This is a genomic window from Streptomyces sp. NPDC050997, assembly GCF_040660135.1.
Taxonomy (GTDB): domain Bacteria; phylum Actinomycetota; class Actinomycetes; order Streptomycetales; family Streptomycetaceae; genus Streptomyces.
The window spans coordinates 424,960-448,878 of sequence record NZ_JBFAGK010000003.1; the positions used below are offsets into that span (position 1 = coordinate 424,960).

Genomic DNA, 23,919 nt, shown 5'->3' on the forward strand with positions numbered 1-23,919 from the left:
GGTTTAGGGGCCGCCGGGGTGGGGGGAGAGCCGCGCGCCGCCGACGGCGGGGCCCCGGGCGGCCGGGCGGCGGTCCTTGGGGGGGGGGGGTTATTTTGGCCCCCCCACGGCACTAGGTCACATCACGGCGTCGGTCTGAAGCGGGCCCGCGGTGATGCGGATCGCCCGGACACGGACCGGCTCTTCCCGGTCGAGATAGAAGATGTGCATGAACGGGGCCCGCACCACCTTGTCCGGGTCGCTCTTCTTGGCCATGGTCGCCTCGCCGCGCAGCAGGCGGACGCCGTCCTCCGCGGTCCAGAACTCCAAGACCTCATGGGTGATGATCAGCGGCGCGTCGATCTTGACGAAGAACGCCTTGATGGCCTCGGCGCCGTGAATGTGCTCGGTGCCGAAGTACATGTCGGTGTCCTCGGTCAGTGGCGCGAAGCCCTCACCGAACTCCAGGGTGTCGATGGCGTCCATGAACTTCAGGACCCAGCTGGGCACGGCGGTCGCTTGTGCGGTGTTGTCTGTCATGGTGATGGTCTTCCGATCAGGCTGCGGCAGGCAGGGCGGTGAGGAAGGCGTCGATCTCCGCGTTGACACCTTCGGGGCTCTCGCGGGCGGCGAGGTGGGCGGTGTGCTGGAGCACGCGGAAGGTACTGCCCTCGATGGCGTCGGCCATCTTCCGCACCACGTGCACGGGGAACTGGCTGTCCTCCTCGCCGGCGATGATGAGGACGGGCACGTTCTTGATGGTGCCCAGGCGGCGGTGCTCGTCCTTGCGGCCGATGAGGATGCTGCGCAGCGCCCACGCGACCGACTTCGGGTCGTCCCGCAGCACGAACTTGGTGAACTCGACGAACTCCGGGTTGGTGGCCTCGGCGGTAGGGCCGGCGAACGCGGCGCGCGCGGCCTTGGCTGCCAGCGGCGGCATCTTCGCGTGCAGCGACAGGAACGTGGACAGCGCGCTGGCCCAGATGCTCTCGACCGACGTGGGCAGGGAGGCGGTGCAGTTGATGCCGATGGCCGCCGCGGTCCGCTGCGGGTAGTAGGCCGGGAAGACTCCGGCGAGCATGCCGCCCCAGCTGTTGCCCACCAGGACGCACTTGTCGATGTCGAGCGCGTCGAGGATCTCGACGAGCGCGTCGGAGCAGTCCTTCAGATCGATGATCTTGCGCAATGCGTCGGACTTGCCGTGTCCGGGGCTGTCGATGAGCACGACGCGGTGAGTCTCGGCGAAGTGCTCGTACTGGTACTGCCACATGGTGCCGTCCATCATCAGGCTGGGCCAGCACACCATGGCCGGGCCTTCGGCACGGCCGCCCACGCGCACGTTGATCAGCCCCAGTGAGGTGGGAATCAGCTTCTCGGTGAGCCCTTCTTGCCAGTTCATGGTCATGATCTGTCCTCTCCGTGATTGAGGAGGCGTTCAAGGATTACTAGTAGCGTAACACTACTAGTTTCAACTCGCTACTAGGTAGAAGCAGCTCCCCCCGCACCCCTCCCCTGACCGGCGCCGCCTTCCTCGGCGGACATCGGCCGCAGGGTCGAAGCCTCGACTGGTTGATGGCAGTTGCTGCACGCGAGGTACGGATTGGTCGGGTTGCCACACACCGTGTGCTTCAGCGGGTGATGCGTGTCACCGTCGGTCGCATGGGTCTCGGCCCAACGCGTGATGGCCGCGATGGCAGGAACGACGAGTTCGCGGGCACTGTCGGTGAGCTCGTACTCGAACCACGGCTTGTCCGAGCGGTAGGCGCGCTTGGTGAGCAGGCCCAACTCGGTCAGGCTGTTGAGCCTCGCGGTGAGGATGTTCGCCGAGATGCCCAGGGCTCGCTTGAGTTCACCGAACCGGCCGACACCGAAGAACACCTCCCGCAGGATCTGGTAGTTCCAGCGCTCAGAGATCGCGGCCAGGAACTCCTGCCCATGCTGGAAGGTGACGTGACTCTGACGGTCGGACACGACTTCTCCTCTCCGGTGGTCCCGCTAGTGGTATTGAATTGAAAGTAGTTCTGAAATGTTACTAGTAACCCCTGCCCCCGGTCCAGCGCACTGCCGCCGTACGCGCGGGCCAGCGGGAGGGGGACGTTACGACGGCGTAATGATCCACTCCGTCTGAGCGCATCGGCGGCACAGATGATGGAAAAAAGATGTGTTCAATGACGTGATAATGATGGATCCCGCCCCTTCAGTAATGCCCTGCGGCCGACCTACCGTTGCGCCCATGTAAACGACCTGGCCGTGGGCTGATCAGTACTTCTTCGACCTTGTTGAGAGGTCTTCCGGAAGCTTCTCGAAGAGCCGCGGACCAGCCTTGAGGGTTTCTGAAGGGAGAAGGCAATGGCGCCTACGGAACTACTCATCGGAAGCCGGTGGCAAGCGTCGTCAGGGGCGGGACAGACCCGGGACGTGATGTCGCCCTTCGACGGCAAGACCGTCGGTACCGTGGCGGTGGCCGGCCCCGAGGACGTCGAGGTGGCCCTGGCGGCGGCGGAGCGGGGTGCCGCGGTATGGCGGCGCACACCCGCTCACGAGCGGATGACGATCCTGCTGCGTGCGGCGGACCTCGCCGACCAGCGAGCCGCCAAGATCGCGCAGACCATCAGCTCGGAGTCGGGCAAGACCATCACCGAGGCCACCGGCGAGGCGTCACGATCCGGGGATCTGATCCGGCTCGCGGCCTTCGAGGGCACCCAGCTCTACGGCGAGACCCTGCCGTTGGACGCCAACCGCGGTACCGGACAGGACAAGGTGGGCTTCACGCTGCGCCAGCCGTGCGGAGTGGTCGTGGCCATCACGCCGTTCAACTACCCCGCCCTGCTCGTGCTGCACAAACTGGCGCCCGCGCTCGCGGCGGGCAACGCGGTCGTCCTCAAGCCGGCCACCTCGACGCCGCTGACCGCGCTGGAGCTCGCCGAGTGCTTCGTGGACGCCGGGCTTCCCGAGGGCGTGCTGTCGGTGCTCGTCGGCTCCGGCGGGGTGCTGGGGGACCTCCTCGTCACCGACCCCCGCGTACGGAAGATCTCCTTCACCGGCTCCACTACGACCGGCGAGCACATCGCGCGGGTCGCGGGGGTGAAGAAGCTCTCCCTCGAACTGGGCGCCTCCTGCCCGGTCGTCGTCCTGCCCGACGCCGATCTCGAACTGGCCGCGAGCGCCGTGGCGTTGGGCGGTTACGTCAACGCCGGGCAGGTATGCATCTCGGTCCAGCGAGTGATCACGCACCCCGACGTCACAGCTGACTTCCTCGACGCCCTCGTCCCCAAGGTCCGGGCCATCCGGACCGGGGACCCGTCGTCCCCCGACACGACCATGGGCTCCCTGATCACGACGGCCGAGGCGGAACGGGTGGAACGGGCCATCGCACAGGCCGGGGCGGACGGCGCACGCGTACTGACCGGTGGCGAGCGCGACGGCGCCGTGGTGCAGCCCGCTGTGGTCGCCGACGTGGATCCCGAATCGCCGTTCAGCCAAGAGGAGTTGTTCGGTCCGGCGATCGCCGTAAGCTCGGCCGCCGACTGGGAGTCCGCCATCGCCCAGGCCAACGGCACCGCCTACGGCCTCGGCGCGGGGATCTTCACCTCCGACGTGGCCGGCGCTGTCCGGGCCATCCGGGAGATCGACGCCGGTTCCGTCCACATCAACTGGACGCCGCTGTGGCGTGCCGACCTCATGCCGTACGGCGGCCTGAAGGGCAGCGGCTACGGCAAGGAAGGCCCCCGCGCCGCCGTCAGCGAGATGACCGAGGTCAAGACCGTCGTCCTGCACGGCCGCCCCTGGTGACCCGGCCGCGTCCCCGTACACATCCCCGATCAGGAGCCGACTCATGACCGACCGGACGCAACAGGGCACGGTGCGCCTCACCGTGGCCCAGGCCGTCGTCACCTACCTCTCCCGGCAGTACTCCGTGGCCGACGGTCACCGCCGTCGTCTCATACCGGCCTCGCTGGGCATCTTCGGCCACGGCAACGTGGCCGGGCTCGGCCAGGCCCTCGACCAGCTCAGCGACCAACTCCCCTTCGTTCAGGGCCGTAACGAGCAGGCACTGGTCCACATCGCGACGGCCTACGCCAAGGCATCGCGCAGACACGCCACCCTGGCGGTCACCGCCTCCATCGGGCCGGGCGCCCTCAACATGGTGACCGGCGCGGGCCTCGCCACCGTCAACCGGCTGCCCGTCCTGCTGCTGCCCGGCGACACCTACGCGACCCGCCACCAGGGGCCCGTACTCCAGCAGTTGCAGCACCCGGTGGAGGCCGACGCCTCGGTGAACGACGCCTTCCGGCCGGTCTCCCGGTTCTTCGACCGCATCACCCGGCCCGAGCAGCTCCTGACCGCGCTGCCCGCGGCGATGCGGGCCCTCACCGACGTCGACACCGGCGCGGTCGTCGTCTCCCTCCCGCAGGACATCCAGTCCCACGCCTACGACTACCCGGCGGAGTTCTTCGCCGAGCGAGACTGGCCGATCCGCCGCCCGGCGCCGGACATCGACGAGGTCGCGGTGGTCGCGCGTCTGCTCGCCGAGGCGGAGAAGCCGCTGGTCATCGCCGGTGGCGGGGTCGTGTACTCCGGTGCCACCGAGGAGCTGGAGGCCCTCGCGGACGCGGCGGGCATCCCCGTCGCGGAGACGTTCGCGGGCAAGGGCGCCGTCCAGCGCCGCGCCTGGTGGCAGCTCGGCGGCATCGGCCTCGAAGGCACTCCGGCGGTCAACGTCCTCGCCAGGGAAGCCGACTTCGTGCTCACCGTGGGCTCGCGGCTGACGGACTTCGCCACCGGCTCGCACTCCGTCTTCCAGAACCCTGACGTGCGCTTCGCGAGCATCAACGTCAACGTGCACGACGCGAGCCGCCTGGGCGCGACCGGCATCGTGGCCGACGCCAAGCGGGCCCTGGCCGCGCTGACGGACGCCGTACGGGCGAACGGCACCACCACCCCGGCGGGCTGGCAGGAGAAGGTGCGCGCCCTGGACGAGCAGTGGCGGGAGCAACGTGCCGCCGCGCTCGACCCGGACTCCTCCTTCGACTTCGCGTCGCTGCCCGACGACTCCGACGTCGTACGCGACACCGAAGCGGCCCTCACCCAGGGCCAGTTGATCGGACTGCTGCAGGAGCACGCGCGGTCCGGCGACACGATCATCGCCGCCGCCGGCGGTCCGCCCGGGGACCTGCAGAAGGTGTGGGACGCCACCGAGGGGCGCCACGCCCACCTGGAGTTCGGGTTCTCCTGCATGGGCTACGAGCTGCCCGCCGCGATCGGCGTCCGCTTCGCCGAGCCGGACCCGTCGAAGCGGGTGCTGTCCCTGCTGGGCGACGGAACCTTCCTCATGGCGCCGACCGAACTGGTCACGGCCGCCCAGGAGCGGCTCCCGATCACGATCGTGATCCCGGAGAACCACGGCTACCAGGTCATCCACCGGCTCCAGATGGTGCGCAGCGGACGGGAGTTCGGCAACGAGTTCCGCTACCGCGACGGCAGCCTGGAGATCGGCTCGGGCAAGCCCGCGCGCCTGGAGGGCGACTACCTCCAGGTCGACCTCGTCAAGATCGCGGAGGGTCTCGGCGCTCGTGCCCTCCGCGCCACGACTGCCGACGAGGTACGTACCGCGCTGGCCGAGACCCGCGACCACGGCGGCCCGGTCGTCCTGGTCGTCCCCGTGATCCCGCACGCCGACCTGCCGGGCTCCGGCGTGTGGTGGGACGTCGCCCCGGCCGAGGTCTCCGAGCAGGAAACGGTCGCGCAGCTGCGCGGCGAGTACGAAGAGGGTCTCGCGTCCCAGAGGTGGTACGGATGAATCACTCTCCCCTTGATCGTTCTCCCCTGGATCACGGCCGCCTGCGGGCCCGGCTCGCCGCCGGCGAGGTCACCCTGGGCACGTTCGTCGGCACCGCCTCCGCGGTCACGGCCGAGGTGTGCGCCGCGACCGGCCCCGACTGGCTGCTGCTCGACCTGGAACACGGCGCGGGAGGCGAGGAGCAGGCCCGTACGACCGTCCCGATCGCGGCGGCCTACGGCGTCCCGACCGTCGTACGGGTGGAGTCCGCGGCTCGCATCCGCATCGGCCGCGTCCTCGACCTGGGCGCCGCCGGGATCATGCTGCCGCGACTCGACACGGCGGCCGAAGTCCAGGTGGCGCTACGGCACTTGAGGTACCCGCCCGCAGGGGACCGGGGCGTGGCCACCTACAACCGGGCCTGCCGCTTCGGACTCGACGCGGGGGCTCTGGACCGGGAGGGCGAGCTCGTCGGTGTGGTCCAGATCGAGTCGGCGGCCGCCCTGGCGGAGGTCGAGGCGATAGCGGCGCTGGACGGCGTCGACGTCCTGTTCGTCGGCCCCCGCGACCTCAGTCACGACCTCGGCGTGCCCGGCGAGTTCACCGCACCGGTCTACCGGGAGGCTCTGGAGCGTGTCCGCAAGGCCGCCGCCGCACACGGCAAGGCCTGCGGACTGCTCGTCCCCGACGGTGCGGCCGCTGCCGCCAAACGGGCCGAGGGCTGGACGTTCATCGCCATCGGCTCCGACTCGACCCTGCTCGCGGCAGCCCTGTCCGCCGCGCTCGGCGAGGCCCGGCCCCAGCTCCAGGAGCTCCAGGATTCTCAGGAGGCACGATCATGACCCCCAACACGCCGGGCGCCGCACGCGAGATCGGCGTCGGACTGATCAGCGTCGGCTGGATGGGCAAGCTCCACAGCCGCGCCTACCAGGCCCTGCCGTCCGTCTACCCCGAGCTGGGCATCAAGCCCCGCCTGGTGCACGCCGCCGACACGGCCGAGGACCGCGCGGCCTACGCCCGTGACGTCCTCGGCTACGCGAAGGCCACCACCGACTACCACGCCGTCCTCGACGACCCGGACGTCGAGGTCGTCTCGATCTGCGCGCCCAACCTGCTCCACCACGAGATCGGTATCGCCGCCGCCAAGGCCGGCAAGCCGTTCTGGATCGAGAAGCCCGTCGGGCGCGGCGCCGAGGAGACCGCCGAGGTCGCCGCCGCGGCCCGCGCGGCGGGAGTCGTCACCTCCATCGGCTACAACTACCGCCACGCCCCCGCCGTCGAGCGGGCCCGCGAGCTGATCGCCGAGGGGCGACTCGGCCGTATCACCAACGTGCGCGCCACCTTCTTCTCCGGCTACGCCTCCGAGCCCAAGGGCGCCCTGTCCTGGCGCTTCAAGCGGGACCTGGCCGGGCATGGCGCGCTCGGCGACCTGCTGAGCCACGTCGTGGACCTGGTCAGCTACGTCGTCGCCCCGATCGACGAGGTCTCCGCCCTCACCAGCACCGTCTACACCGAGCGCCCGATCCTGCCCATGGGCTCGGGCACGCACTTCGCGGTGATCGAGGACGGTGAGATGGCGACCGTGGAGAACGACGACTACAGCGCCGCCCTCGTCCGCTTCAGCGGCGGAGCCGTCGGCACCCTGGAGGCGTCCCGCGTCATCGTCGGCCCGCAGTGCGGCATCGGCTTCGAGATCTACGGCACCGACGGCTCGCTCACCTGGAACTTCGAGCGCATGAACGAACTGCGCGTCGCCCTCGACCGCAGCGGCCCCCACCAGGGCTACACCACCGTTCTCGGCAACGGTCATATGGGCGACTACGCCAGCTTCCAGCCCGGCCCGGGCAACAGCATGGGCTACGACGACCTCAAGGTGATCGAGGCCAAGAAGTTCCTGGCCGCCGTGGCCGGCGTCGAGCACCACAACTCGACGATCGAGGACGCGCACGCCGTCGCCGAGGTGATCGCGGCGGCAGCGGCCTCCGCGGCGAGCGGCTCCTGGCAGCCGGTGCCCGCGGTACCGGGGGCGAACTTCGGTCATCCAGTGCGGAGTTGATCGTATGTCCGAGCATGTCACCGAGCACGTCGTAGTGGCCCTCGGCCCCGTCGACATCGACACGGTGGCCCCCGTCCTCGGCGAGCGGGTCACTTTCGTCACCGATCCCACGCCCGATGACCTCGCGGTCGCCGAAGGCGCCATCGTGCGTGCCGACCGGCGGGTCGACGAGGATCTCCTGCGGCGGGCGCCGCGGCTGCGGGTCATCGCCCGCACCGGCGTCGGCGTCGACCTGGTCGACGTGGCGGCGGCCTCCGCCCGTGGGATCGCCGTGGTCATCACCCCGGGCAGCGGCAGCCGGGCCGTGGCCGAGGGCGTCTTCGCCATGGCCCTGCACCTGACCAAGCGCCTGAAACCGCTGACCGAGCTGGTACGGCAAGGCCAGTGGGCCGAGCGCAACGCCGTACCGGTCGGCGACCTGGACGGCGCCACCCTGGGCATCGTCGGCTACGGCCGCATCGGCCGCCGGGTGGGCGAACTCGCCGCCGCCTTCGGGATGCGGACGCTCGCCTACGACCCGTTCAGCCCCCCACCCTCCGAGTTCGCCTGCGCCGACCTCGGTGAACTGGCCGAGTCGAGCGACGTGCTCACCCTGCACGCGCCGCTCGTCGAGGAGACCCGGCACCTCGTGAACGAGCGGCTGCTGTCCCGCGTCAGGCCGGGAGCGATCCTGATCAACTGCGGCCGCGGTGGCCTGCTCGACCCGGACGCCACCCTGGCCGCCCTGGAGACGGGCCGGCTGTCGGGCGTCGGACTGGACGTCTTCGACCCCGAACCGGCCCTCTACCACCCACTGTTCGACCACCCCGACGTCGTCCTCACTCCCCACTTGATGGGCATGACGCGCCGGGCGATGACCCTGACGTTCGTCGACGCGGCCCGCGGTGTCGCGGACGTCCTCGCGGGCCGCTCACCGGCCGCGGTCGCCAACCCCGACTGGAACCAGCGAAAGGCCACGGCATGACCACCTCCCCCCTGAACAGGATCGCCGGCGCGCCCATCTCCTGGGGCGTGTGCGAAGTCCCCGGCTGGGGCTACCAGTTGACGCCCGAGCGCGTACTGAACGAGATGCGCGAAGTCGGCCTGGCCGCCACCGAGATCGGCCCCGAGGGCTTCCTGCCCGGCGAGCCGGACGCCATGGCCCAGGTCCTCGCCCATCACGACCTGCACGCGGTCGGCGGCTTCACCCCGCTGCTGCTGCACGTGCCCGGCCACGACCCGCTGCCCGCGGTCGAACAGCTCCTGGAGAGCTACGCCGCCTCGAAGGCGGAGGTTCTCGTCCTTTCGGCCGTCACCGGGCAGGACGGCTACGACTCCCGCCCCGAACTCGACGCCGACGGATGGAAGCTGCTGCTCTCCAACCTTGACCGGCTCTCCTCGCTGGCCGCCGAACGCGGCGTACGCGCCGTCCTGCACCCGCACGTCGGCACGATGATCGAGAACGGTGACGAGGTCCGCCGCGTCCTGGAGCACTCGGCGATCTCGCTCTGCCTCGACACCGGACACCTGCTCATCGGCGGCACCGACCCCGCCGAGCTCACCCGCCAGGCGCCCGAGCGCATCGCCCACACCCACATGAAGGACGTGGACGCCTCCCTCGCCGCCAAGGTCCAGTCCGGACAGCTCAGTTACACCGAGGCCGTGCGCAAGGGCATGTACCGCCCGCTCGGCGCGGGAGACGTGGACGTCCAGGCCATCGTCACCCACCTCAGCGCACGCGGCTACGACGGCTGGTACGTCCTGGAACAGGACGCCATCCTGACCGAGGAGCCCAAGGAAAAGGGGCCGGTCGAGGATGTGTGGGCCAGCGCCGAGCATCTGCGTGCGGTGCTGCGCGGCGTCGCGTAGCCGTATACAGGCCTGATGTGTATTTGATGTCTCCTGAGGGGTTGACCGGCGCGTGCGGGCATCCAAGAATGCCGAGGCGGCTTGCTGCCTGTTCTTGGAATTTCCATTCATAGCGTGCCGGCGTCTTTTCCGAACGTGAGGAATCCAGAAAACAGAAATGACCGCTGACCAATTCCTGGCCACGTGTTGGACCACTGCGGGCGACGCCGCTCCCGATGAGCAAGACCAGCGCAGTCCGTTGAACCTGCGAGAACGGGTGGAAGCGGCGCGCGACGCCGGATTCACGGCCTTCGGGCTGCTGTACTGGGACTTGGTGGAGGCCGAGCGCGAGTACGGGCTCGCCGGCATCCGGTCTCTCTTCGCGGACAACGGTATCGACCACGTCGAGTTGGAGCTGCTGACCGACTGGTGGGCCGACGGACCCCGACGGGTCGCGTCGGACGCCGTCCGCGTCGAAATGCTGCGGGCCATCGAGGCGCTCGGCGCACGCACCTTCAAGATCGGCCCGGACCTGGCGGACGAACCCTGGGACCTGGACGTCTGGGCCAAGGAGTTCGCCACGCTGGCGGCACAGGCCGACGGGGTGGGCGCCCGGCTCGGCGTCGAGCCCCTGCCCTGGTCCAACCTCAAGACCGTGCACGACGGACTCCGGCTCGTCGAGACCGCAGGTCATCCGGCGGGCGGGCTCATCATCGACGTCTGGCACACCGAGCGCGCCCATACCCCGCCCGCCGACCTGGCGGACGTACCCGGGTCACGGATCGTGGGCGTGGAGCTCAACGACGCCGACCCTCAGGTCGTCGGCACGCTTTTCGAGGACACCGTCCATCGCCGTCGCCTGTGCGGAGAGGGCTCCTTCGATCTCCCGGGCATCGTCAGCGCCCTGCGTACGGCCGGCTGGAGCGGTCCCTGGGGTGTGGAGATCCTCTCCGACACGCACCGTGCGCTGCCGGTGCGGGAGGCCGCCGCAGCGGCGTACCGGACTGCGGCGGCACTGGTGGAGCAGGTGAGGTAAATGGCGCAGGGGTGGCTGGGTCGAAACCACGGTCGCCCCCGCCACCCCTGTCTCCTGCTGCCGACGCGGGTCGGCTGCTCAAGGCCTACCTCCGCATGAGCAAATGGAACTCGAACACGTAGCGCGCCGCGTTGTAGAGATGCGTGCCGCACTCCACGGCCTCCCCGGCGGCGTTGTACGCCGTGCGCCGCAGGGTGAGGAGGGGCACGCCCTCGGGTTCGCCGAGGGCGTGCCCCTCCTCGGCGGTGGCCGCATGGGCGCCGATCTCCTGGTGCGCTCGGTACAGACTGATGCGGGCCGCGCGCAGGATCCGGTACAGCCCGGTGGCCTCCAGCAGCTCCGTGTCCAGGTCGAGCAGCAGGTCGGTCGGCAGGTAGTTGCACAGGAAGGCCACAGTGAGTCCGTTCGCGTACCGGATCCGCTCCAACCGGATCACGCTGTCGCCCTCCCTGATCCCCAGAGCCGCGGCGACCTCGGCGGACGCGGGCACGACCTCGTTGCGTACCACCCGTGTGCTCGGTGCCTGCCCGGTCTCCTCCAGGTCGTCGTAGAGGCTGGTGAGTTCCAGAGGGCGCCTGACCGTGCTGCGCACGACCTGGGTGCCGACGCCCCGACGCCGTACCAACAGTCCCTTCTCGACCAGGGTCTTGATGCCCTGCCGGACGGTCGGCCGTGACAGACCGAGTCGTTCGGCGAGTTCGATCTCGTTGCCGAGCAGGGCGCCCGGGAGGAGCAGGCCGCGCTCGATACCCTGCTCCAACTGCTGGGCGAACTGGTGGTACAACGGTACCGGGCTCATGCGGTCGATGGCGATGTCGAGCACAGTCGTGCCGTCGGCTGCCTTCCGGCGTCCGGTCTTCATCAGAGGGTGCGCGGGAAGCCCAGGTCGACGCCCGACGGGGCGTCGGCCGGGTCCGGCCGGCGGGTGGGGACGGCCTTGCCGCGGGTGGAGAAGCGCGTGCCCTCGTTGCCGTGGATGTGGTGGTCGCGGAAGAGCGAGTCCTTCCTGCCGTCGAAGGCAGGACCTTGCCGAAGCTCTCGGCTCTTTCGACCCATGGTTATTACATCAAAGGAAGCTTTCATTCGCGGATCTCCTGCATGGGGGCGTGCGTCTCCCCGTCGCGATCAGGAAGGCGAAGGAAAATGGCCGGGGACGCCCAGCCATTTCAGGTCTATAGGTCCCGCGCAACCAGCGTCAAGTAATTGTTCTGACATCTTGCCTTGATGGGCAAATGATGTCATTACAAACATTGACCTCAGGGTGGCGTGACTGTTCTATCTCGTCATAGGCACAGCGGTGTTAACAGCATGTGATCCGCAGTGTTCGCTCAATCAGCCACTTCTCCCTTTCCCCTGCAGCACAGTGAGGTGCCGGAAAGATGGACCGTTCGTCCCACCCCCGCTCCCGCAGAACCGTCCCCGCCGTCGCAGCGGTGGCCGCCGCTGCCCTACTCGTCGCCGGATGCTCCAGCAGCTCCGGAGGCAAGAAGGCCGACGAGGCTGGGAACAACATCTCGGCCGGCAAGGCCACCACTCCCCGTATGACGGTCGCGATGATCACGCACGCCGCGCCCGGCGACACCTTCTGGGACACGATTCGCAAGGGCGCCCAGGCCGCGGCCGCCAAGGACAACATCAAGCTGGTCTACTCCAGCGACCCCAACGGCCCCAACCAGTCGAACCTGGTCCAGAACGCCATCGACCAGAAGGTCGACGGCATCGCTGTCACTCTGGCCAAGCCGGACGCCATGAAGTCCGTGGTCGCCCTGGCCGAGAAGGCCGGCATCCCCGTCGTCGGCTTCAACACCGGCGTGCAGGACTGGAAGAAGCAGGGTCTGCTCGAGTACTTCGGCCAGGACGAGAGCATCGCGGGCGAGGCGTTCGGCCGCAAGCTCAACGAGGCCGGCGCCAAGCACACCGTCTGCGTGATCATGGAACAGGGGCAGGTGGCCCTGGAGGCCCGCTGTGCCGGCGTGAAGAAGACGTTCCAGGGCAAGACCGACATCCTCTACGTCAACGGCACCGACATGCCGTCGGTGAAGTCGACGATCAGCGCCAAGCTCAAGACGGACTCCTCCATCGACTACGTCACCACGCTCGGCGCCCCGTTCGCGATGACCGCCATCCAGTCCATCGAGGAGTCCGGCGGCAAGGCCAAGCTCGCCACGTTCGACCTCAACAAGGACGCGGTCGGCGCCATCAAGGACGGCAAGCTCCAGTGGGCCATCGACCAGCAGCCCTACCTCCAGGGGTACCTGTCGGTCGACTCCCTGTGGCTCTACAAGACGAACGGCAACTACAGCGGCGGCGGCGAGGCACCCGTGCTGACCGGACCGGCCTTCGTCGACAAGACCAACGTCGACAAGATCGCCGAGTTCGCCGCGAAGGGAACCCGGTGATCGCCGAGACGCGGACCACGGCACCGGAGACGGGCTCCCCGTCTCCGGCACCGGAGAAGAACCACGCCCATCCCCCTTCCGCACAGTGAGGTGCCGAGGATGAACCATTTGTCCCGCCCCCGTTCCCGCAGAATCACCCCCGTCGTTGCCGCAGCGGCGGCCGCCCTCCTGGTCGCCGGATGTTCCAGCAGCTCCGGAGGCAAGAAAGCCGACGAGGCCGGGAACAACATCTCGGCCGGCAAGGCCACCACCCCCCGTATGACGGTCGCGTTGATCACGCATGCCGCGCCCGGCGACACCTTCTGGGACACCGTCCGTAAGGGCGCCGAGACCGCCGCCGCCAAGGACAACATCAAGCTCGTCTACTCCTCCGACCCGAACGCCGGCAACCAGGCCAACCTGGTGCAGAACGCGATCGATCAGAAGGTCGACGGCATCGCCGTCACCCTCGCCAAGCCCGACGCGCTCAAGAGCGTCGTCGCCAAGGCCGGGCAGGCCGGCATACCCGTCGTCGGCTTCAACTCCGGTGTGAGCGACTGGAAGAAGTTGGGCCTGCTGGAGTTCTTCGGGCAGGACGAGACAGTGGCCGGTGAGGCGTTCGGCAAGAAGCTCAACGAGGTCGGCGCCAAACACACGGCCTGTGTCGTCCAGGAACAGGGCAACATCGGCCTCACCCAGCGGTGTGACGGACTGAAGAAGACCTTCTCCGGCAAGACCGACATCCTCTATGTCAACGGCACCGACATGCCGTCCGTGAAGTCGACGATCACCGCCAAGCTCAAGCAGGACAGCTCCATCGACTTCGTGGCGACCCTCGCCGCCCCGATCGCACTCACCGCGTCACAGTCGTTGTCCGAGTCGGACAGCAAGGCCAAGCTCGCCACCTTCGACCTCAACAAGGACCTGGTGAAGGCCGTCCAGGACGGCAAGATCCAGTGGGCCATCGACCAGCAGCCCTACCTCCAGGGCTACCTGTCGGTCGACGCCCTGTGGCTCTACAAGAACAACGGCAACTACAGCGGCGGCGGTGCTGAGGCCGTGCTGACCGGCCCGGCCATCGTCGACAAGTCCAACATCGACAAGGTCGCCGCATTCGCCGCGAAGGGAACCCGGTGATGACCATGACCCAGACCACGGTTCCGGCGACGGGCTCCCCGTCGCCGGCCCCGCCGGCCGATGACAAGGACGGCCGCACATCTGAACGGCCACTGGCTCTCCGGCTGTTGGCACGGCCCGAGGTGGGTGTCTTCCTCGGCGCCGCCGCGGTGTACGTGTTCTTCCTGATCGCCGCTCCGCCGGTGCGCGACGGCAGCTCGATGGCCACGGTGCTGTACCAGTCGTCGACGCTCGGCATCATGGCACTGCCGGTCGCGCTGCTGATGATCGGCGGCGAGTTCGATCTGTCGGCCGGTGTCGCCGTGATCACCTCGGCCCTCACCGCGAGCATGCTCGCCTATCAGCTGAGCGCGAACGTCTGGGTCGGTGTGCTCGTGGCACTCCTGGTGTCACTGGCCGTCGGCTTCTTCAACGGCTGGATGGTCGTGAAGACCGGGCTGCCCAGCTTCCTGGTCACCCTGGGCACCTTCCTGATCCTCCAGGGCGTCAACCTCGCGGTGACCAAACTGATCACCAGCAACGTGGCGACCGACGACATCAGCGACATGGACGGCTTCGGCCAGGCGCAGAAGATCTTCGCCAACTCGTTCGACATCGGCGGCGTCCAGGTGAAGATCACCGTGTTCTACTGGCTGGTCTTCGCCGCTCTGGCCACCTGGGTCCTGCTGCGCACCAAGTACGGCAACTGGATCTTCGCGGTCGGCGGCAACAAGGAGAGCGCACGGGCGGTCGGCGTGCCCGTGACCTTCACGAAGATCTCGCTGTTCATGCTGGTCGGCCTGGGCGCGTGGTTCGTCGGGATGCACCAGCTGTTCACCTTCAACACGGTGCAGTCGGGCGAGGGCGTGGGCCAGGAGCTGATCTACATCGCCGCGGCCGTCATCGGCGGCTGTCTGCTGACCGGCGGCTTCGGCTCCGCGATCGGCCCGGTCTTCGGCGCGTTCATGTTCGGCATGGTCAACCAGGGCATCGTCTTCGCCGGTTGGAACCCGGACTGGTTCAAGGCTTTCCTCGGCGTGATGCTGCTCGGCGCCGTCCTGATCAATCTGTGGGTCCGCCAGTCGGCGAACAGGAGGTGACCGACCCCATGACATCCAACAACGAATCCGGCACACACGGCGCGATCCTCATGGACGATGCCACGGACAAGGACAGCGCCACGGTCGAACTGCGCGGCGCCGGCAAGACGTACGGCAACGTCCGCGCCCTGCACGGCGTGAGCCTGAAGGTCTTCCCCAGCCAGGTGAGCTGCGTGCTCGGCGACAACGGCGCGGGCAAGTCCACCCTGATCAAAATCATCTCCGGGCTGCACCAGCACACCGAGGGCGACTTCCTCGTCGACAACACCCCGGTGCGTTTCTCCACCCCGCGTGAGGCCCTCGACAAGGGCATCGCCACCGTCTACCAGGACCTCGCGACCGTCCCGCTGATGCCGGTGTGGCGCAACTTCTTCCTCGGCTCCGAGATGACCAAGGGCCCCTGGCCGATCCGCCGCCTCGACATCGAGCGGATGAAGAAGACCGCAGACCGCGAGCTGCGCGAGATGGGCATCATCCTCGACGACCTCGAACAACCCATCGGTACCCTCTCCGGCGGCCAGCGGCAGTGCGTGGCCATCGCCCGCGCCGTCTACTTCGGCGCCCGCGTCCTCATCCTGGACGAGCCCACCGCCGCACTCGGCGTCAAGCAGTCCGGCGCCGTGCTCAAGTACATCGCCGCCGCCCGCGACCGCGGCCTCGGCGTCATCTTCATCACCCACAACCCGCACCACGCCTACATGGTCGGCGACCACTTCAGCGTGCTGCGCCTGGGCACCATGGAACTGTCCGCCGCCCGCGACCAGATCACGCTGGAGGAACTGACCAACCACATGGCCGGCGGCACCGAACTCACGGCTCTCAAACATGAGCTGGCGCAGGTCCGAGGCGTCGACGTCGAGGGACTCCCCGAAGAGGAAGCACTTCAGGTCGGCGCACCCCAGGCCAACTGACCTCACCAACCGCGGAGACATCAGAACATGACATCTGAGCGAGCACTCGGCGTTGCCGTCGTCGGCACCGGCAAGATGGGCGCGGACCATACGCGCAGACTTCATCATCTCGTCAGCGGGGCTCGCGTGACCGCCGTCGTCGACATCGAGACGGAGCGCGCCAAGACGCTCGCCGACGCCATCGAGGGCTGCACGGCGTACACCGAACCCGCCGCGGCCATGGCAGCTCAGGACGTGGACGCCGTCCTCATCGCTTCCCCGGGGCCCGCCCACGAGGCGGCCCTGCTCGAAGCCCTCGACCGTGACCTGCCGGTTCTGTGCGAGAAGCCGCTCACCCCCGACGCGGCCTCCGCCCTTCGCGTCCTGGAGGCGGAGCAGCGGCTCGGGCACCGGCGTATCCAGGTGGGCTTCATGCGGCGATACGACACCGCATACATGAAGCTGAAGCGGCTCCTCGACGGCGGGGAGCTGGGCAGGGCACTGATGCTGCACCACCAGCACCGGAACCCGTCCATGCCGCCGTGGTTCACCAACGAGATGCTCATCAACGACTCGGTGGTGCACGAGATGGACGTGACCCGTTGGCTCCTCGACCAGGAGATCACAGCGGTCACCGTGCACAAGCCGACATCGACGTCGCATGCCCCGACCGGTATGAACGACCCTCAATTCGTGCTCTTCGAGACCGAGTCGGGTGCCCTCGTCGACGTCGAGATCTTCGGCCACTGCGGCTACGGCTACCAGGTGCGGGCCGAAGCGGTCTGCGAACGCGGCACCGTACGGATCGACGACGAACACGGCCCGCGGCTGACCGCCGAGGGCCGTTGGGGCGGCCGTGTCACACCGGACTACCTCGAGCGTTTCGAGGATGCCTACGACCGCGAGGTTCAGACCTGGGTGGACGTCACGCGGCGCGGTGAGACCGCCGGCCCCAGTGTCTGGGACGGCTATGCGGCCGCGGCCGTGTGCGAGGCGGGCGTGCTGTCCCAGCGGGAAGGGCGGCGCGTCGAGGTCGAGTTGATCGAGCGACCCGCTTTCTATCAGTAGGCGGCACGCACAGCGGGAGAGGGCGGTACCGGACCGGTACCGCCCTCTCCCGTTTCTGTCTCTCCTCAGCCGGTGGCCGGAAGCACCGTACGCGGCCGGACCGGGAACCCGGCCGCCTGGTAGCACTCGTCGACGAGACGCATGGTGGTCAGCGCGTCGTCCGCGTCGAGAACCAGTGGCGCGTCGTCCCGAAGGTGGGCCGCGAAGGCCTCCAGCTGGAAGGTGTACGACGAGCGGCGGCCGAGTTCCTCGGTGCGCTCGCCGGCGGCCGTGCGCACCACCACGCGGTCGTCCAGGTGCGGCTGCACGAAGTTCATCACCGTGGCCTCGCCCCGCGTGCCCACGACCCGGCAGCTCATCTGCCACTTGTCGTACGCCATGTGGCAGTTGGCCGTACCGGTGGCCCCGCCGGGAAACTCCACGTCGGCGTACAGCCACTCGTCGACGCCCGTGGTCCCGTCCTTCTCCCCGCCGCGCGCCGCGACCAGCCGGGGCGCCCCGCCCGCCCAGGGCGCGAGCATGCGCTGGGCGTGCAGGCTGTAGCACCCGAGGTCCATCAGCGCGCCGCCTGCCAGCGGGAGCGACCACCGTACGTCGCTGTCCGGTGGCGCGGGCATGGCGACCATGGTCTCGACGTGCCGGAGGTCGCCCAACTCGCCGCTGCTCAGCAGCTCGTGCAGGCGCAGGGTGACCGGGTGGAACAGGTAGTGGAAGCCCTCCATGAACACCGTGCCCGCCTTGGCGGCGGCCTCGTGGACCTCGGCCGCCTCCACCGCGTTGCTCGCGGACGGCTTCTCGGTGAGGACGTGCTTGCCGGCCTGGAGGGCGGCCAGGTTCCACGGGCCGTGCAGGCTGTTGGCCAACGGGTTGTAGACGACCTCGATCTCCGGGTCGGCGACAAGGTCGGCGTAGGAGCCGACCACGCGTTCCACGCCGTGCGTGGCGGCGAAGGCCTCGGCCCGGTCTCGGTCGCGGGCGGCCACCGCGACGAGGCGGTGACCGGTCGCACGAGCAGGTCCGACGATCGACAGCTCGGCGATCCGGGACGCGCCCAGGACGCCGATCCGCAGGGGCTCGTCCGTCATCCCTTGCGCACCTCGTCGAGTCGTACGGGCCGGTGCTCATGGAGCGACAGGGTGCACGCCTCGGCGATCCAGCTCGCCTCGATGGCGTCCGCGACCGTGCAGGGGGAGGTACGGGTGCCGGCGACGACCTCGGTGAACGCGGTGAGTTCGGCGCGGTAGGCGGCGGCGAACCGGTCCATGAAGAAGTCGTGCGGGGTGCCCGCCGGGAACGTGACACCCGGTTCGACGGACCGCAGCGGCAGCTTGTCCTCCAGGCCGACCGCGATGCTGTCCTTCATGCCGTGCAGCTCCAGGCGCACGTCGTAACCGCGGGCGTTGTGGCGGGAGTTGGAGATGACGGCGATGGTGCCGTCGTCGAGGGTGAGCAGGGTGGACGCCGTGTCGACGTCACCCGCCTCACGGATGTACTCCGCGCCCCGGTTGCCGCCGGTCGCGTAGACCTCGACCACCTCGCGGCCGGTCACCCAGCGCACGATGTCGAAGTCGTGCACGCTGCAGTCGCGGAAGATGCCGCCGGAGACGGCCACGTAGGCGGGCGGCGGCGGGGCGGGGTCGAGGGTGGTGGACCGTACGGTGTGCAGGTCGCCGAGTTCGCCGCTCACCACGGCCCGGCGGGCGGCCACACAGCCCGCGTCGAAGCGTCTGTTGTAGCCGATGTGCACCTCGACGCCACTGCCCTCCACCGCGCGCAGCACCTCCAGGCTCTCCTCGACCCCGCGTGCCACGGGTTTCTCGCAGAAGACGGGGATGCCCGCCTTCACGGCGGCGAGGATGAGGTGGGGGTGCGCGTCGGTCGCGGCGGCGATCACGACGCCGTCGACTCCGGCGGCTAGCAGGGCCTCGGGAGAGTCGGCGGCGGTGGCCCCGAAGCGTTCGGTGGCCTTGGCGACGGCAGCGGCCACCGGGTCGGTGACCACCAGGGAGTCCACCGCGTCAAGACCGGCGAGGGTCTCCGCGTGGAAGGCGCCGATGCGGCCCAGCCCCATGAGTCCTATGCGCATGAGATCGTGCTCCTTCTGCCCGAGGGCGGTTCAGTCCTGGCCGCCGAAGACGTTCTGGTCCCAGTCGATGACCGAGCCGGTCACCACGCCACTGCGGCCGGAGAGCAGGAAGACGACGAAGTCGGCGATCTCGTCGACCTGTCCGAGCTTGCCCATGGGCTGTGACCGGGCGGCCTTCTCCCGCCAGTCGTCGCCCGCGTCGTGGAAGGCGCGCTGCGTGGCGTCCTCGCCCTCGGTGTCCGTCCAGCCGATGTTGAGGCCGTTGATCCGGATCCTGTCCCAGCGGTGCGCGTGGGCGGCGTTGCGCGTCAGGCCCGCCAGTCCGGCCTTGGCCGCCGAGTACGGGGCCAGGTGGGGCGGCCCGCCGTGGGCGCAGTTGGAGATGATGTTGACGATGGTGCCCGGCGCCTTGCGGGCCGTCATGTCGGCCACCGCCGCCTGCATCGCGAAGAACGGCGCGCGCAGATTGATCGCCATGTGCTGGTCGAACAGTTCCGGCGTGGTGTCCAACAGCGAGCCACGCGACGTCAGTCCCGCCGCGTTGACGAGACAGTCGACGCGCCCGTGAGCGGCGACGGCCTGTACGACGCTGTCGCGCGCCTGCGCCGGATCGGAGAGATCCGCCCGCACGAAGCGCGCGCCCGTGTCCGCGGCGAGCTTCTCACCCACCTCGGCCCGGCGGCCGGTGAAGACGACGGTCGCGCCCTCCCGTACGGCCGCCCGCACGATGCCCGCGCCGACGCCCTGGCTGCCGCCGTTGACGAGGACGACCAGGTCTTCAAGCAGCGGAGTCTCAAGCAGTCCCATGTGTGCTGTGTCCCTTTCAGCTCCGGCGGCGCTTGGCGGCCGCCTGCAGTTCCTGGCGCAGTCTCGCGGGGTCCCAGCCTTCGGCGACGGCCTGCCAGACGGTGTCCGCCTGGGAGGGCGGGGCGAGCCCGTCCACCGGCGGGTCGAGGTCGAGGTTGGCGGGGAAGGGGTAGCCCTCGGCGGTGGCCGTGACCACGCGGCGCAGCCAGTCCTGTGAGGCGCCCTCGGCCTTGCGACGCAGCAGCACCGGGAACAGCGCGTTCGCCATCGCTTCGTGGTCCACCGCCTCCATGGCGCGGCCGAAGGCGGAGGAGATCTGCAACAGGTTCGCCATGCGCCTGATGTCGGCCGACCGGTTGTGCCCGGCGGCATGGAAGAGCGCCGGGTTGAAGAAGACCGCGTCGCCCTTTGCCAGGGGGAGTTGGACGTGGTGGGCGTCGAAGTACTCGACGAACTGCGGGAGTCGCCAGGCGAGATAGCCGGGCTCGAACTTCTGCGAGTGCGGCAGGTACAGGGTCGGGCCGGACTCGACGGGCATGTCGCAGTGGGCCACCGCGCCCTGCAGGGTGAGCACAGGCGAGAGGCGGTGGATGTGCGCCGGGTAGGCCGCGGCGCGCTCCTGGGAGAGGAAGCCGAGGTGGTAGTCGCGGTGGACCTTCTGCGCCGCGCCGCCCGGGTTGACCACGTTGACCTGTGAGGTGACCTGGTAGGCGGGGCCGAGCCATGCCTCGGCGATCAGTTCCAGGGAGTCGTTGGCGTAGTAGTCGGCGAACACCTCGGGCGCCCGTACGGCGACCTTGTCCAGGGCGTTCCAGACCCGGTCGTTCGCGCCCGGCTTGGCGAAGTGGTCGCCGCGGGCCGTGCCGCTCGCGCGCTCCTCCTCGATCAGTGCGCGGAAGGCCTCGGACGCCCGGTCCACGATGGCCGCGTCGGTGAAGGCGCCCTTGAGGACCACGATGCCGGGCCCGTCCAGCAGAGCCCGGACCAACTCGTCCTGCACGCTGCGACGGCCCTTGGGGGAGGTCGCCAGAGTGCGGAGCCGATCACTGTCGTAGAGCGGGACGTTCTGTTCGATCCGCTCGGCCGAGGGGTGGTCGGCGGGGTCGGTGCTCTGCTCCACGAGTGAGCGGAACGCGTCGAGATCGCAGTCCGCCTCGGTCAACCAAGTTCGCGCTCCCGCGGCTGGGGGAGACATCCGGGTCCTTTCGCAGTCCGTGCATTTCTGCCAGTCTTGAGAACCTGAACCCATCATTCAATGCTTTCCAGTACATCAAAAATCCATCACCTGCCCTTGGGATCCGTCATGCGACACCGCTACCCGATCAGGGAAATCGCCCGTCAGGCCGGACTGAGCACGGCCACGGTCGACCGCGTCCTCAATCAGCGGGGCAACGTGACGGAGAGCACCATCAGGGAGGTACAAGAAGCCATCAACGATCTGGACCGGCAGCAGAGCCAGGTCCGGCTCGGGGGCCGCACCTTCATGGTCGACATCGTGATGCAGACGCCGCAGCGGTTCTCCACCGCCGTCCGGGAGGCGCTCGAAGCCGAACTGCCCTCCCTCCATCCGGCTCATGTGCGCTCGCGCTTCCACTTCCGCGAGACCTGCCCTCCCGTCGAACTGATCGGAACCCTCGACAAGATCGCGAAGCGTGGTACTCAGGGCGTGATTCTCAAGGCCCCCGACGAGCCGGAGATCGCAGCCGCGGTGGGCCGGCTGGTCGCGGCCGGCATACCGGTCGTCACCCTGGTGACCGACCTGCCCCACAGCGCACGCCTGGCGTACGTCGGCATCGACAACCGCGCGGCCGGCGGCACCGCCGCCTATCTCCTCGGACAGTGGCTGGGCAAGCGGCCCGGCAATGTGCTCACCACCATCAGCCGGGGCTCCTTCCGAGGCGAGGAGGAACGCGAGATGGGCTTCCGCAGCGCGATGCGCCTCGCCGACCCCCGACGATCCCTGGTGGAGGTCACCGACAGCGACGGCCTGGACGCCACCCAGCACGATCTTGTCCTGCAGGCGCTCAAGCGGGACGAGGACATCATCGCCGTCTACTCCGCCGGCGGGGGCAACCTCGCCACCCTCGATGCCTTCGAAGCGCTCGGGCGGGAGTGCGCGGTGTTCATCGCCCACGACCTCGACCACGACAACACCCGCCTGCTGCGCGAGCGCCGCCTGTCCGCGGTTCTCCACCATGACCTGCGTCAGGACATGCGCCGCGCCTGCCAGATCATCATGCGCGCCCACAAGGCACTACCCGACGACGGCCCCTCGCTGCCCTCGGCGATCCAGGTGGTCACGCCGTTCAACATGCCCCCGAGTGCGCCGACCCTGATGGTCTTCGACTGAAAAACCCCATGGTGAGCCTTCGCTGGGGTGTGCGCTCCTTCAAAGGGTCAGGCGCGCAGGGAGTGCAGCATGGCGCCGATCTTGGCGGCGACCGTCTCGGCCGAGCCCTGGGCGTACGACGAGTCCATCGCCTCGTACGTGATCCGGGCGTAGCTCTGTGCCTCGGCCATGTTCTTGGAGCCGCCTTCGAGCATCGACAGGACGGCGGTGTGCGGGAACGGCGAGTGCTTCTTGATGGCCAGCGCGGTGTCGGTGGACAGTTCCGGCGCCACCCCCACGAACACGCCGTTCCCGACCTGGAGGATCCAGATCGGTACGTCGGCCGTGCCGTCCGGGGTGAAGTCGTACGTCTTCGTCGGCCCCGTCGGGTGCCCCTCGACCACCGTGCCGACCGTGACGGAGTCGGTGAGGAGGCGCACCGCCGAGCCCGAACCGCCGTCGGAGGTCCTGATGGTCTCGCTGACCCGGACGGCCTCGGTGCCCAGCCGCTCACCCTGCACCGTGAGAAGCAGCCAGCCGGCGTCCTGGGCATCGACCTGGGCCCACTTCTTGTCCTTGTCGATGGTGTACCGCTTCGACCTGAACGCCGGTGACTGGTCCCCGCAGGAGCCGACCAGGAAGAACCCGACGGCGGCACCGTCGTACTGCTTCTCCACGTGCTGCACCGCCGCGCCCGCCAGGTCGGCCGTGATCGGCAGGTCGCCGCCTGCCATGACCGACTGCATCATGACCGAGGACTGGACGCTGTAGTTGATGAGGACGGCGATGGGGTCGCCGTCCAGGTCGTCGAGGCGGGTGACGCCCACGCTCTTGTCGGAGGAGCCCGTCTCGCCGGTGCCGAGCCACCAGCCGTCGGCGGTGCGGACATCCCGGTTGACGTTGACGTCGCAGGTGCCGGTGCCGAAGCCGACCCGCGCGGACCTGAGTCCCTTGACCGCCGCCGCGGTCGCGGTCGCGGCGGCCTTCGTGATCTCCTGCACATACTGGGCCGCTGCCGTCGACGTGCTGGTCGCCCGCACGTGTGGGGCGGAGAACGTGTGCGTCACGGTCACGACGATGTCGGCCGTCGCCACGCCGGAGGCCTTCGCGATGGTCGTCCTCATCGCGGCGATCGCCTCCGCACTGATCGACGTCAGGTCGAGGACAGCGAGGGCGCAGCGGCGGGAGCCGTTCTCCAGCAGCAGGATCCGTACGTAGAGGTCGTCGTGGACCGTGGTGAAGCCGTCCAGCGGCAGGAGGGACGCCGGGATACTGATCGCCGCCCGGCCGGCCCCCGCCCTCAGCCCTGTATGCGTGCCCTTATGCGTGGCGGCGTCCGCCGTCGTGGCATCTCCGAGGGACATCGCCGCCGCTGCCGCCGCAATCGAGCTCCCCAGGAACGACCGCCGGTGCAGCGGGCTGCCGAGCCGAATGTCCTCTTTCTCATTCTTGGGAACCACAGCTTTCT

23 protein-coding genes are annotated in these 23,919 nt (G+C 69.0%); 13 read left to right on the forward strand and 10 right to left on the reverse strand.

All coding sequences use genetic code 11. From position 1 onward, the window contains the following. Positions 1–117: 117 nt before the first annotated feature. From AB0H86_RS08515 to AB0H86_RS08525, 3 genes are all read right to left on the reverse strand, one after another. Positions 118–519 (reverse strand): nuclear transport factor 2 family protein, encoded by a 402-nt coding sequence (locus tag AB0H86_RS08515; protein WP_362434581.1) that lies wholly within the window; start codon positions 517–519, stop codon positions 118–120. 16 nt (positions 520–535) lie between these two features. Further along, the gene (locus AB0H86_RS08520; protein ID WP_362434583.1) at positions 536–1,384 is read right to left on the reverse strand and encodes an alpha/beta hydrolase; all 849 of its coding nucleotides are present in this window, start codon (positions 1,382–1,384) and stop codon (positions 536–538) included. 74 nt (positions 1,385–1,458) lie between these two features. Next, positions 1,459–1,950, reverse strand: a complete 492-nt coding sequence (locus AB0H86_RS08525; RefSeq protein WP_362434585.1) for a helix-turn-helix domain-containing protein — start codon at positions 1,948–1,950, stop codon at positions 1,459–1,461. A 378-nt stretch (positions 1,951–2,328) separates the two neighbouring features. Here AB0H86_RS08525 and AB0H86_RS08530 point away from each other — a divergent pair, with 378 nt between their 5' ends. From AB0H86_RS08530 to AB0H86_RS08560, 7 genes are all read left to right on the forward strand, one after another. Further along, positions 2,329–3,771: an aldehyde dehydrogenase family protein gene (locus tag AB0H86_RS08530; protein ID WP_362434587.1), complete on the forward strand. Its 1,443-nt coding sequence runs from the start codon at positions 2,329–2,331 to the stop codon at positions 3,769–3,771. Between the two features lie 43 nt (positions 3,772–3,814). Further along, entirely contained in the window at positions 3,815–5,779 is a 1,965-nt protein-coding gene (iolD, locus tag AB0H86_RS08535) for a 3D-(3,5/4)-trihydroxycyclohexane-1,2-dione acylhydrolase (decyclizing) (RefSeq protein ID WP_362434590.1), read from the forward strand. Beyond that, positions 5,776–6,600 carry an aldolase/citrate lyase family protein gene (locus tag AB0H86_RS08540; RefSeq protein WP_362434593.1) on the forward strand — a complete coding sequence of 275 codons (825 nt, stop codon included), beginning with the start codon at positions 5,776–5,778 and terminating at the stop codon, positions 6,598–6,600. Before iolD ends, AB0H86_RS08540 begins: the two co-directional genes overlap by 4 nt. After that, positions 6,597–7,814 carry a Gfo/Idh/MocA family oxidoreductase gene (locus tag AB0H86_RS08545; protein ID WP_362434595.1) on the forward strand — a complete coding sequence of 406 codons (1,218 nt, stop codon included), beginning with the start codon at positions 6,597–6,599 and terminating at the stop codon, positions 7,812–7,814. Before AB0H86_RS08540 ends, AB0H86_RS08545 begins: the two co-directional genes overlap by 4 nt. Before the next feature lie 4 nt (positions 7,815–7,818). Beyond that, entirely contained in the window at positions 7,819–8,778 is a 960-nt protein-coding gene (locus tag AB0H86_RS08550; RefSeq protein WP_362434598.1) for an NAD(P)-dependent oxidoreductase, read from the forward strand. After that, positions 8,775–9,662, forward strand: a complete 888-nt coding sequence (locus AB0H86_RS08555; RefSeq protein WP_362434601.1) for a sugar phosphate isomerase/epimerase — start codon at positions 8,775–8,777, stop codon at positions 9,660–9,662. Before AB0H86_RS08550 ends, AB0H86_RS08555 begins: the two co-directional genes overlap by 4 nt. Before the next feature lie 157 nt (positions 9,663–9,819). Continuing rightward, on the forward strand, positions 9,820–10,677 hold the full coding sequence (locus AB0H86_RS08560) for a sugar phosphate isomerase/epimerase family protein (RefSeq protein ID WP_362434604.1): 858 nt from the start codon (positions 9,820–9,822) through the stop codon (positions 10,675–10,677). Positions 10,678–10,762: 85 nt separating this feature from the next. On the opposite strand, the gene AB0H86_RS08565 is transcribed toward AB0H86_RS08560, so the two are convergent. Beyond that, positions 10,763–11,539 carry a GntR family transcriptional regulator gene (locus AB0H86_RS08565; protein WP_362434607.1) on the reverse strand — a complete coding sequence of 259 codons (777 nt, stop codon included), beginning with the start codon at positions 11,537–11,539 and terminating at the stop codon, positions 10,763–10,765. Further along, positions 11,539–11,733: a hypothetical protein gene (locus AB0H86_RS08570; protein WP_362435300.1), complete on the reverse strand. Its 195-nt coding sequence runs from the start codon at positions 11,731–11,733 to the stop codon at positions 11,539–11,541. The genes AB0H86_RS08565 and AB0H86_RS08570 overlap by 1 nt, the downstream gene beginning before the upstream one ends. A gap of 323 nt (positions 11,734–12,056) precedes the next feature. Here AB0H86_RS08570 and AB0H86_RS08575 point away from each other — a divergent pair, with 323 nt between their 5' ends. The 5 genes from AB0H86_RS08575 (at position 12,057) to AB0H86_RS08595 (ending at position 17,229) form a co-directional block, all read left to right on the forward strand. Beyond that, a complete protein-coding gene (locus AB0H86_RS08575; RefSeq protein WP_362434610.1) occupies positions 12,057–13,076 on the forward strand; it encodes a sugar ABC transporter substrate-binding protein in 1,020 nt (339 codons plus the stop codon). Between the two features lie 99 nt (positions 13,077–13,175). Further along, complete coding sequence (locus AB0H86_RS08580) at positions 13,176–14,192, forward strand: sugar ABC transporter substrate-binding protein (protein ID WP_362434613.1); 1,017 nt, start codon at positions 13,176–13,178, stop codon at positions 14,190–14,192. Then, a complete protein-coding gene (locus tag AB0H86_RS08585; protein WP_362434616.1) occupies positions 14,192–15,271 on the forward strand; it encodes an ABC transporter permease in 1,080 nt (359 codons plus the stop codon). Before AB0H86_RS08580 ends, AB0H86_RS08585 begins: the two co-directional genes overlap by 1 nt. A gap of 8 nt (positions 15,272–15,279) precedes the next feature. Further along, the gene (locus AB0H86_RS08590) at positions 15,280–16,182 is read left to right on the forward strand and encodes an ATP-binding cassette domain-containing protein (protein WP_362434619.1); all 903 of its coding nucleotides are present in this window, start codon (positions 15,280–15,282) and stop codon (positions 16,180–16,182) included. A gap of 27 nt (positions 16,183–16,209) precedes the next feature. Beyond that, positions 16,210–17,229 carry a Gfo/Idh/MocA family oxidoreductase gene (locus AB0H86_RS08595; RefSeq protein WP_362434622.1) on the forward strand — a complete coding sequence of 340 codons (1,020 nt, stop codon included), beginning with the start codon at positions 16,210–16,212 and terminating at the stop codon, positions 17,227–17,229. A gap of 65 nt (positions 17,230–17,294) precedes the next feature. Here the strand turns inward: AB0H86_RS08595 and AB0H86_RS08600 are convergent, their stop codons facing one another. Genes AB0H86_RS08600 through AB0H86_RS08615 form a run of 4 tightly spaced genes read right to left on the reverse strand, consistent with a single transcriptional unit; the run spans position 17,295 to position 21,317 of the window. Next, positions 17,295–18,314: a Gfo/Idh/MocA family oxidoreductase gene (locus tag AB0H86_RS08600; protein ID WP_362434624.1), complete on the reverse strand. Its 1,020-nt coding sequence runs from the start codon at positions 18,312–18,314 to the stop codon at positions 17,295–17,297. Then, on the reverse strand, positions 18,311–19,315 hold the full coding sequence (locus tag AB0H86_RS08605) for a Gfo/Idh/MocA family oxidoreductase (RefSeq protein ID WP_362434626.1): 1,005 nt from the start codon (positions 19,313–19,315) through the stop codon (positions 18,311–18,313). The genes AB0H86_RS08600 and AB0H86_RS08605 overlap by 4 nt, the downstream gene beginning before the upstream one ends. Positions 19,316–19,345: 30 nt before the next feature. After that, positions 19,346–20,122 (reverse strand): SDR family oxidoreductase, encoded by a 777-nt coding sequence (locus tag AB0H86_RS08610; RefSeq protein ID WP_362434628.1) that lies wholly within the window; start codon positions 20,120–20,122, stop codon positions 19,346–19,348. A 16-nt stretch (positions 20,123–20,138) separates the two neighbouring features. Beyond that, positions 20,139–21,317, reverse strand: a complete 1,179-nt coding sequence (locus AB0H86_RS08615) for a phytanoyl-CoA dioxygenase family protein (protein ID WP_362434630.1) — start codon at positions 21,315–21,317, stop codon at positions 20,139–20,141. A gap of 108 nt (positions 21,318–21,425) precedes the next feature. Here AB0H86_RS08615 and AB0H86_RS08620 point away from each other — a divergent pair, with 108 nt between their 5' ends. Further along, positions 21,426–22,472 carry a LacI family DNA-binding transcriptional regulator gene (locus AB0H86_RS08620; protein WP_362434632.1) on the forward strand — a complete coding sequence of 349 codons (1,047 nt, stop codon included), beginning with the start codon at positions 21,426–21,428 and terminating at the stop codon, positions 22,470–22,472. 47 nt (positions 22,473–22,519) lie between these two features. Here AB0H86_RS08620 and AB0H86_RS08625 read toward each other — a convergent pair whose 3' ends face one another. Further along, a complete protein-coding gene (locus AB0H86_RS08625; protein ID WP_362434635.1) occupies positions 22,520–23,911 on the reverse strand; it encodes a hypothetical protein in 1,392 nt (463 codons plus the stop codon). Positions 23,912–23,919: the final 8 nt, after the last annotated feature.

What these genes read in the sequence shown, in the direction of transcription:
- AB0H86_RS08580 (WP_362434613.1), top strand. Translation starts at nt 13,176, where the DNA reads ATGAACCATTTGTCCCGCCCCCGTTCCCGCAGAATCACCCCCGTCGTT.
- AB0H86_RS08545 (WP_362434595.1), top strand. Translation starts at nt 6,597, where the DNA reads ATGACCCCCAACACGCCGGGCGCCGCACGCGAGATCGGCGTCGGACTG.
- AB0H86_RS08590 (WP_362434619.1), top strand. Translation starts at nt 15,280, where the DNA reads ATGACATCCAACAACGAATCCGGCACACACGGCGCGATCCTCATGGAC.
- AB0H86_RS08570 (WP_362435300.1), bottom strand. Translation starts at nt 11,733, where the DNA reads ATGGGTCGAAAGAGCCGAGAGCTTCGGCAAGGTCCTGCCTTCGACGGC.
- AB0H86_RS08530 (WP_362434587.1), top strand. Translation starts at nt 2,329, where the DNA reads ATGGCGCCTACGGAACTACTCATCGGAAGCCGGTGGCAAGCGTCGTCA.
- AB0H86_RS08620 (WP_362434632.1), top strand. Translation starts at nt 21,426, where the DNA reads ATGCGACACCGCTACCCGATCAGGGAAATCGCCCGTCAGGCCGGACTG.
- AB0H86_RS08615 (WP_362434630.1), bottom strand. Translation starts at nt 21,317, where the DNA reads ATGTCTCCCCCAGCCGCGGGAGCGCGAACTTGGTTGACCGAGGCGGAC.
- AB0H86_RS08550 (WP_362434598.1), top strand. Translation starts at nt 7,819, where the DNA reads ATGTCCGAGCATGTCACCGAGCACGTCGTAGTGGCCCTCGGCCCCGTC.
- iolD (WP_362434590.1), top strand. Translation starts at nt 3,815, where the DNA reads ATGACCGACCGGACGCAACAGGGCACGGTGCGCCTCACCGTGGCCCAG.
- AB0H86_RS08555 (WP_362434601.1), top strand. Translation starts at nt 8,775, where the DNA reads ATGACCACCTCCCCCCTGAACAGGATCGCCGGCGCGCCCATCTCCTGG.
- AB0H86_RS08575 (WP_362434610.1), top strand. Translation starts at nt 12,057, where the DNA reads ATGGACCGTTCGTCCCACCCCCGCTCCCGCAGAACCGTCCCCGCCGTC.
- AB0H86_RS08595 (WP_362434622.1), top strand. Translation starts at nt 16,210, where the DNA reads ATGACATCTGAGCGAGCACTCGGCGTTGCCGTCGTCGGCACCGGCAAG.
- AB0H86_RS08600 (WP_362434624.1), bottom strand. Translation starts at nt 18,314, where the DNA reads ATGACGGACGAGCCCCTGCGGATCGGCGTCCTGGGCGCGTCCCGGATC.
- AB0H86_RS08565 (WP_362434607.1), bottom strand. Translation starts at nt 11,539, where the DNA reads ATGAAGACCGGACGCCGGAAGGCAGCCGACGGCACGACTGTGCTCGAC.
- AB0H86_RS08585 (WP_362434616.1), top strand. Translation starts at nt 14,192, where the DNA reads ATGACCATGACCCAGACCACGGTTCCGGCGACGGGCTCCCCGTCGCCG.
- AB0H86_RS08520 (WP_362434583.1), bottom strand. Translation starts at nt 1,384, where the DNA reads ATGACCATGAACTGGCAAGAAGGGCTCACCGAGAAGCTGATTCCCACC.
- AB0H86_RS08515 (WP_362434581.1), bottom strand. Translation starts at nt 519, where the DNA reads ATGACAGACAACACCGCACAAGCGACCGCCGTGCCCAGCTGGGTCCTG.
- AB0H86_RS08540 (WP_362434593.1), top strand. Translation starts at nt 5,776, where the DNA reads ATGAATCACTCTCCCCTTGATCGTTCTCCCCTGGATCACGGCCGCCTG.
- AB0H86_RS08605 (WP_362434626.1), bottom strand. Translation starts at nt 19,315, where the DNA reads ATGCGCATAGGACTCATGGGGCTGGGCCGCATCGGCGCCTTCCACGCG.
- AB0H86_RS08610 (WP_362434628.1), bottom strand. Translation starts at nt 20,122, where the DNA reads ATGGGACTGCTTGAGACTCCGCTGCTTGAAGACCTGGTCGTCCTCGTC.
- AB0H86_RS08560 (WP_362434604.1), top strand. Translation starts at nt 9,820, where the DNA reads ATGACCGCTGACCAATTCCTGGCCACGTGTTGGACCACTGCGGGCGAC.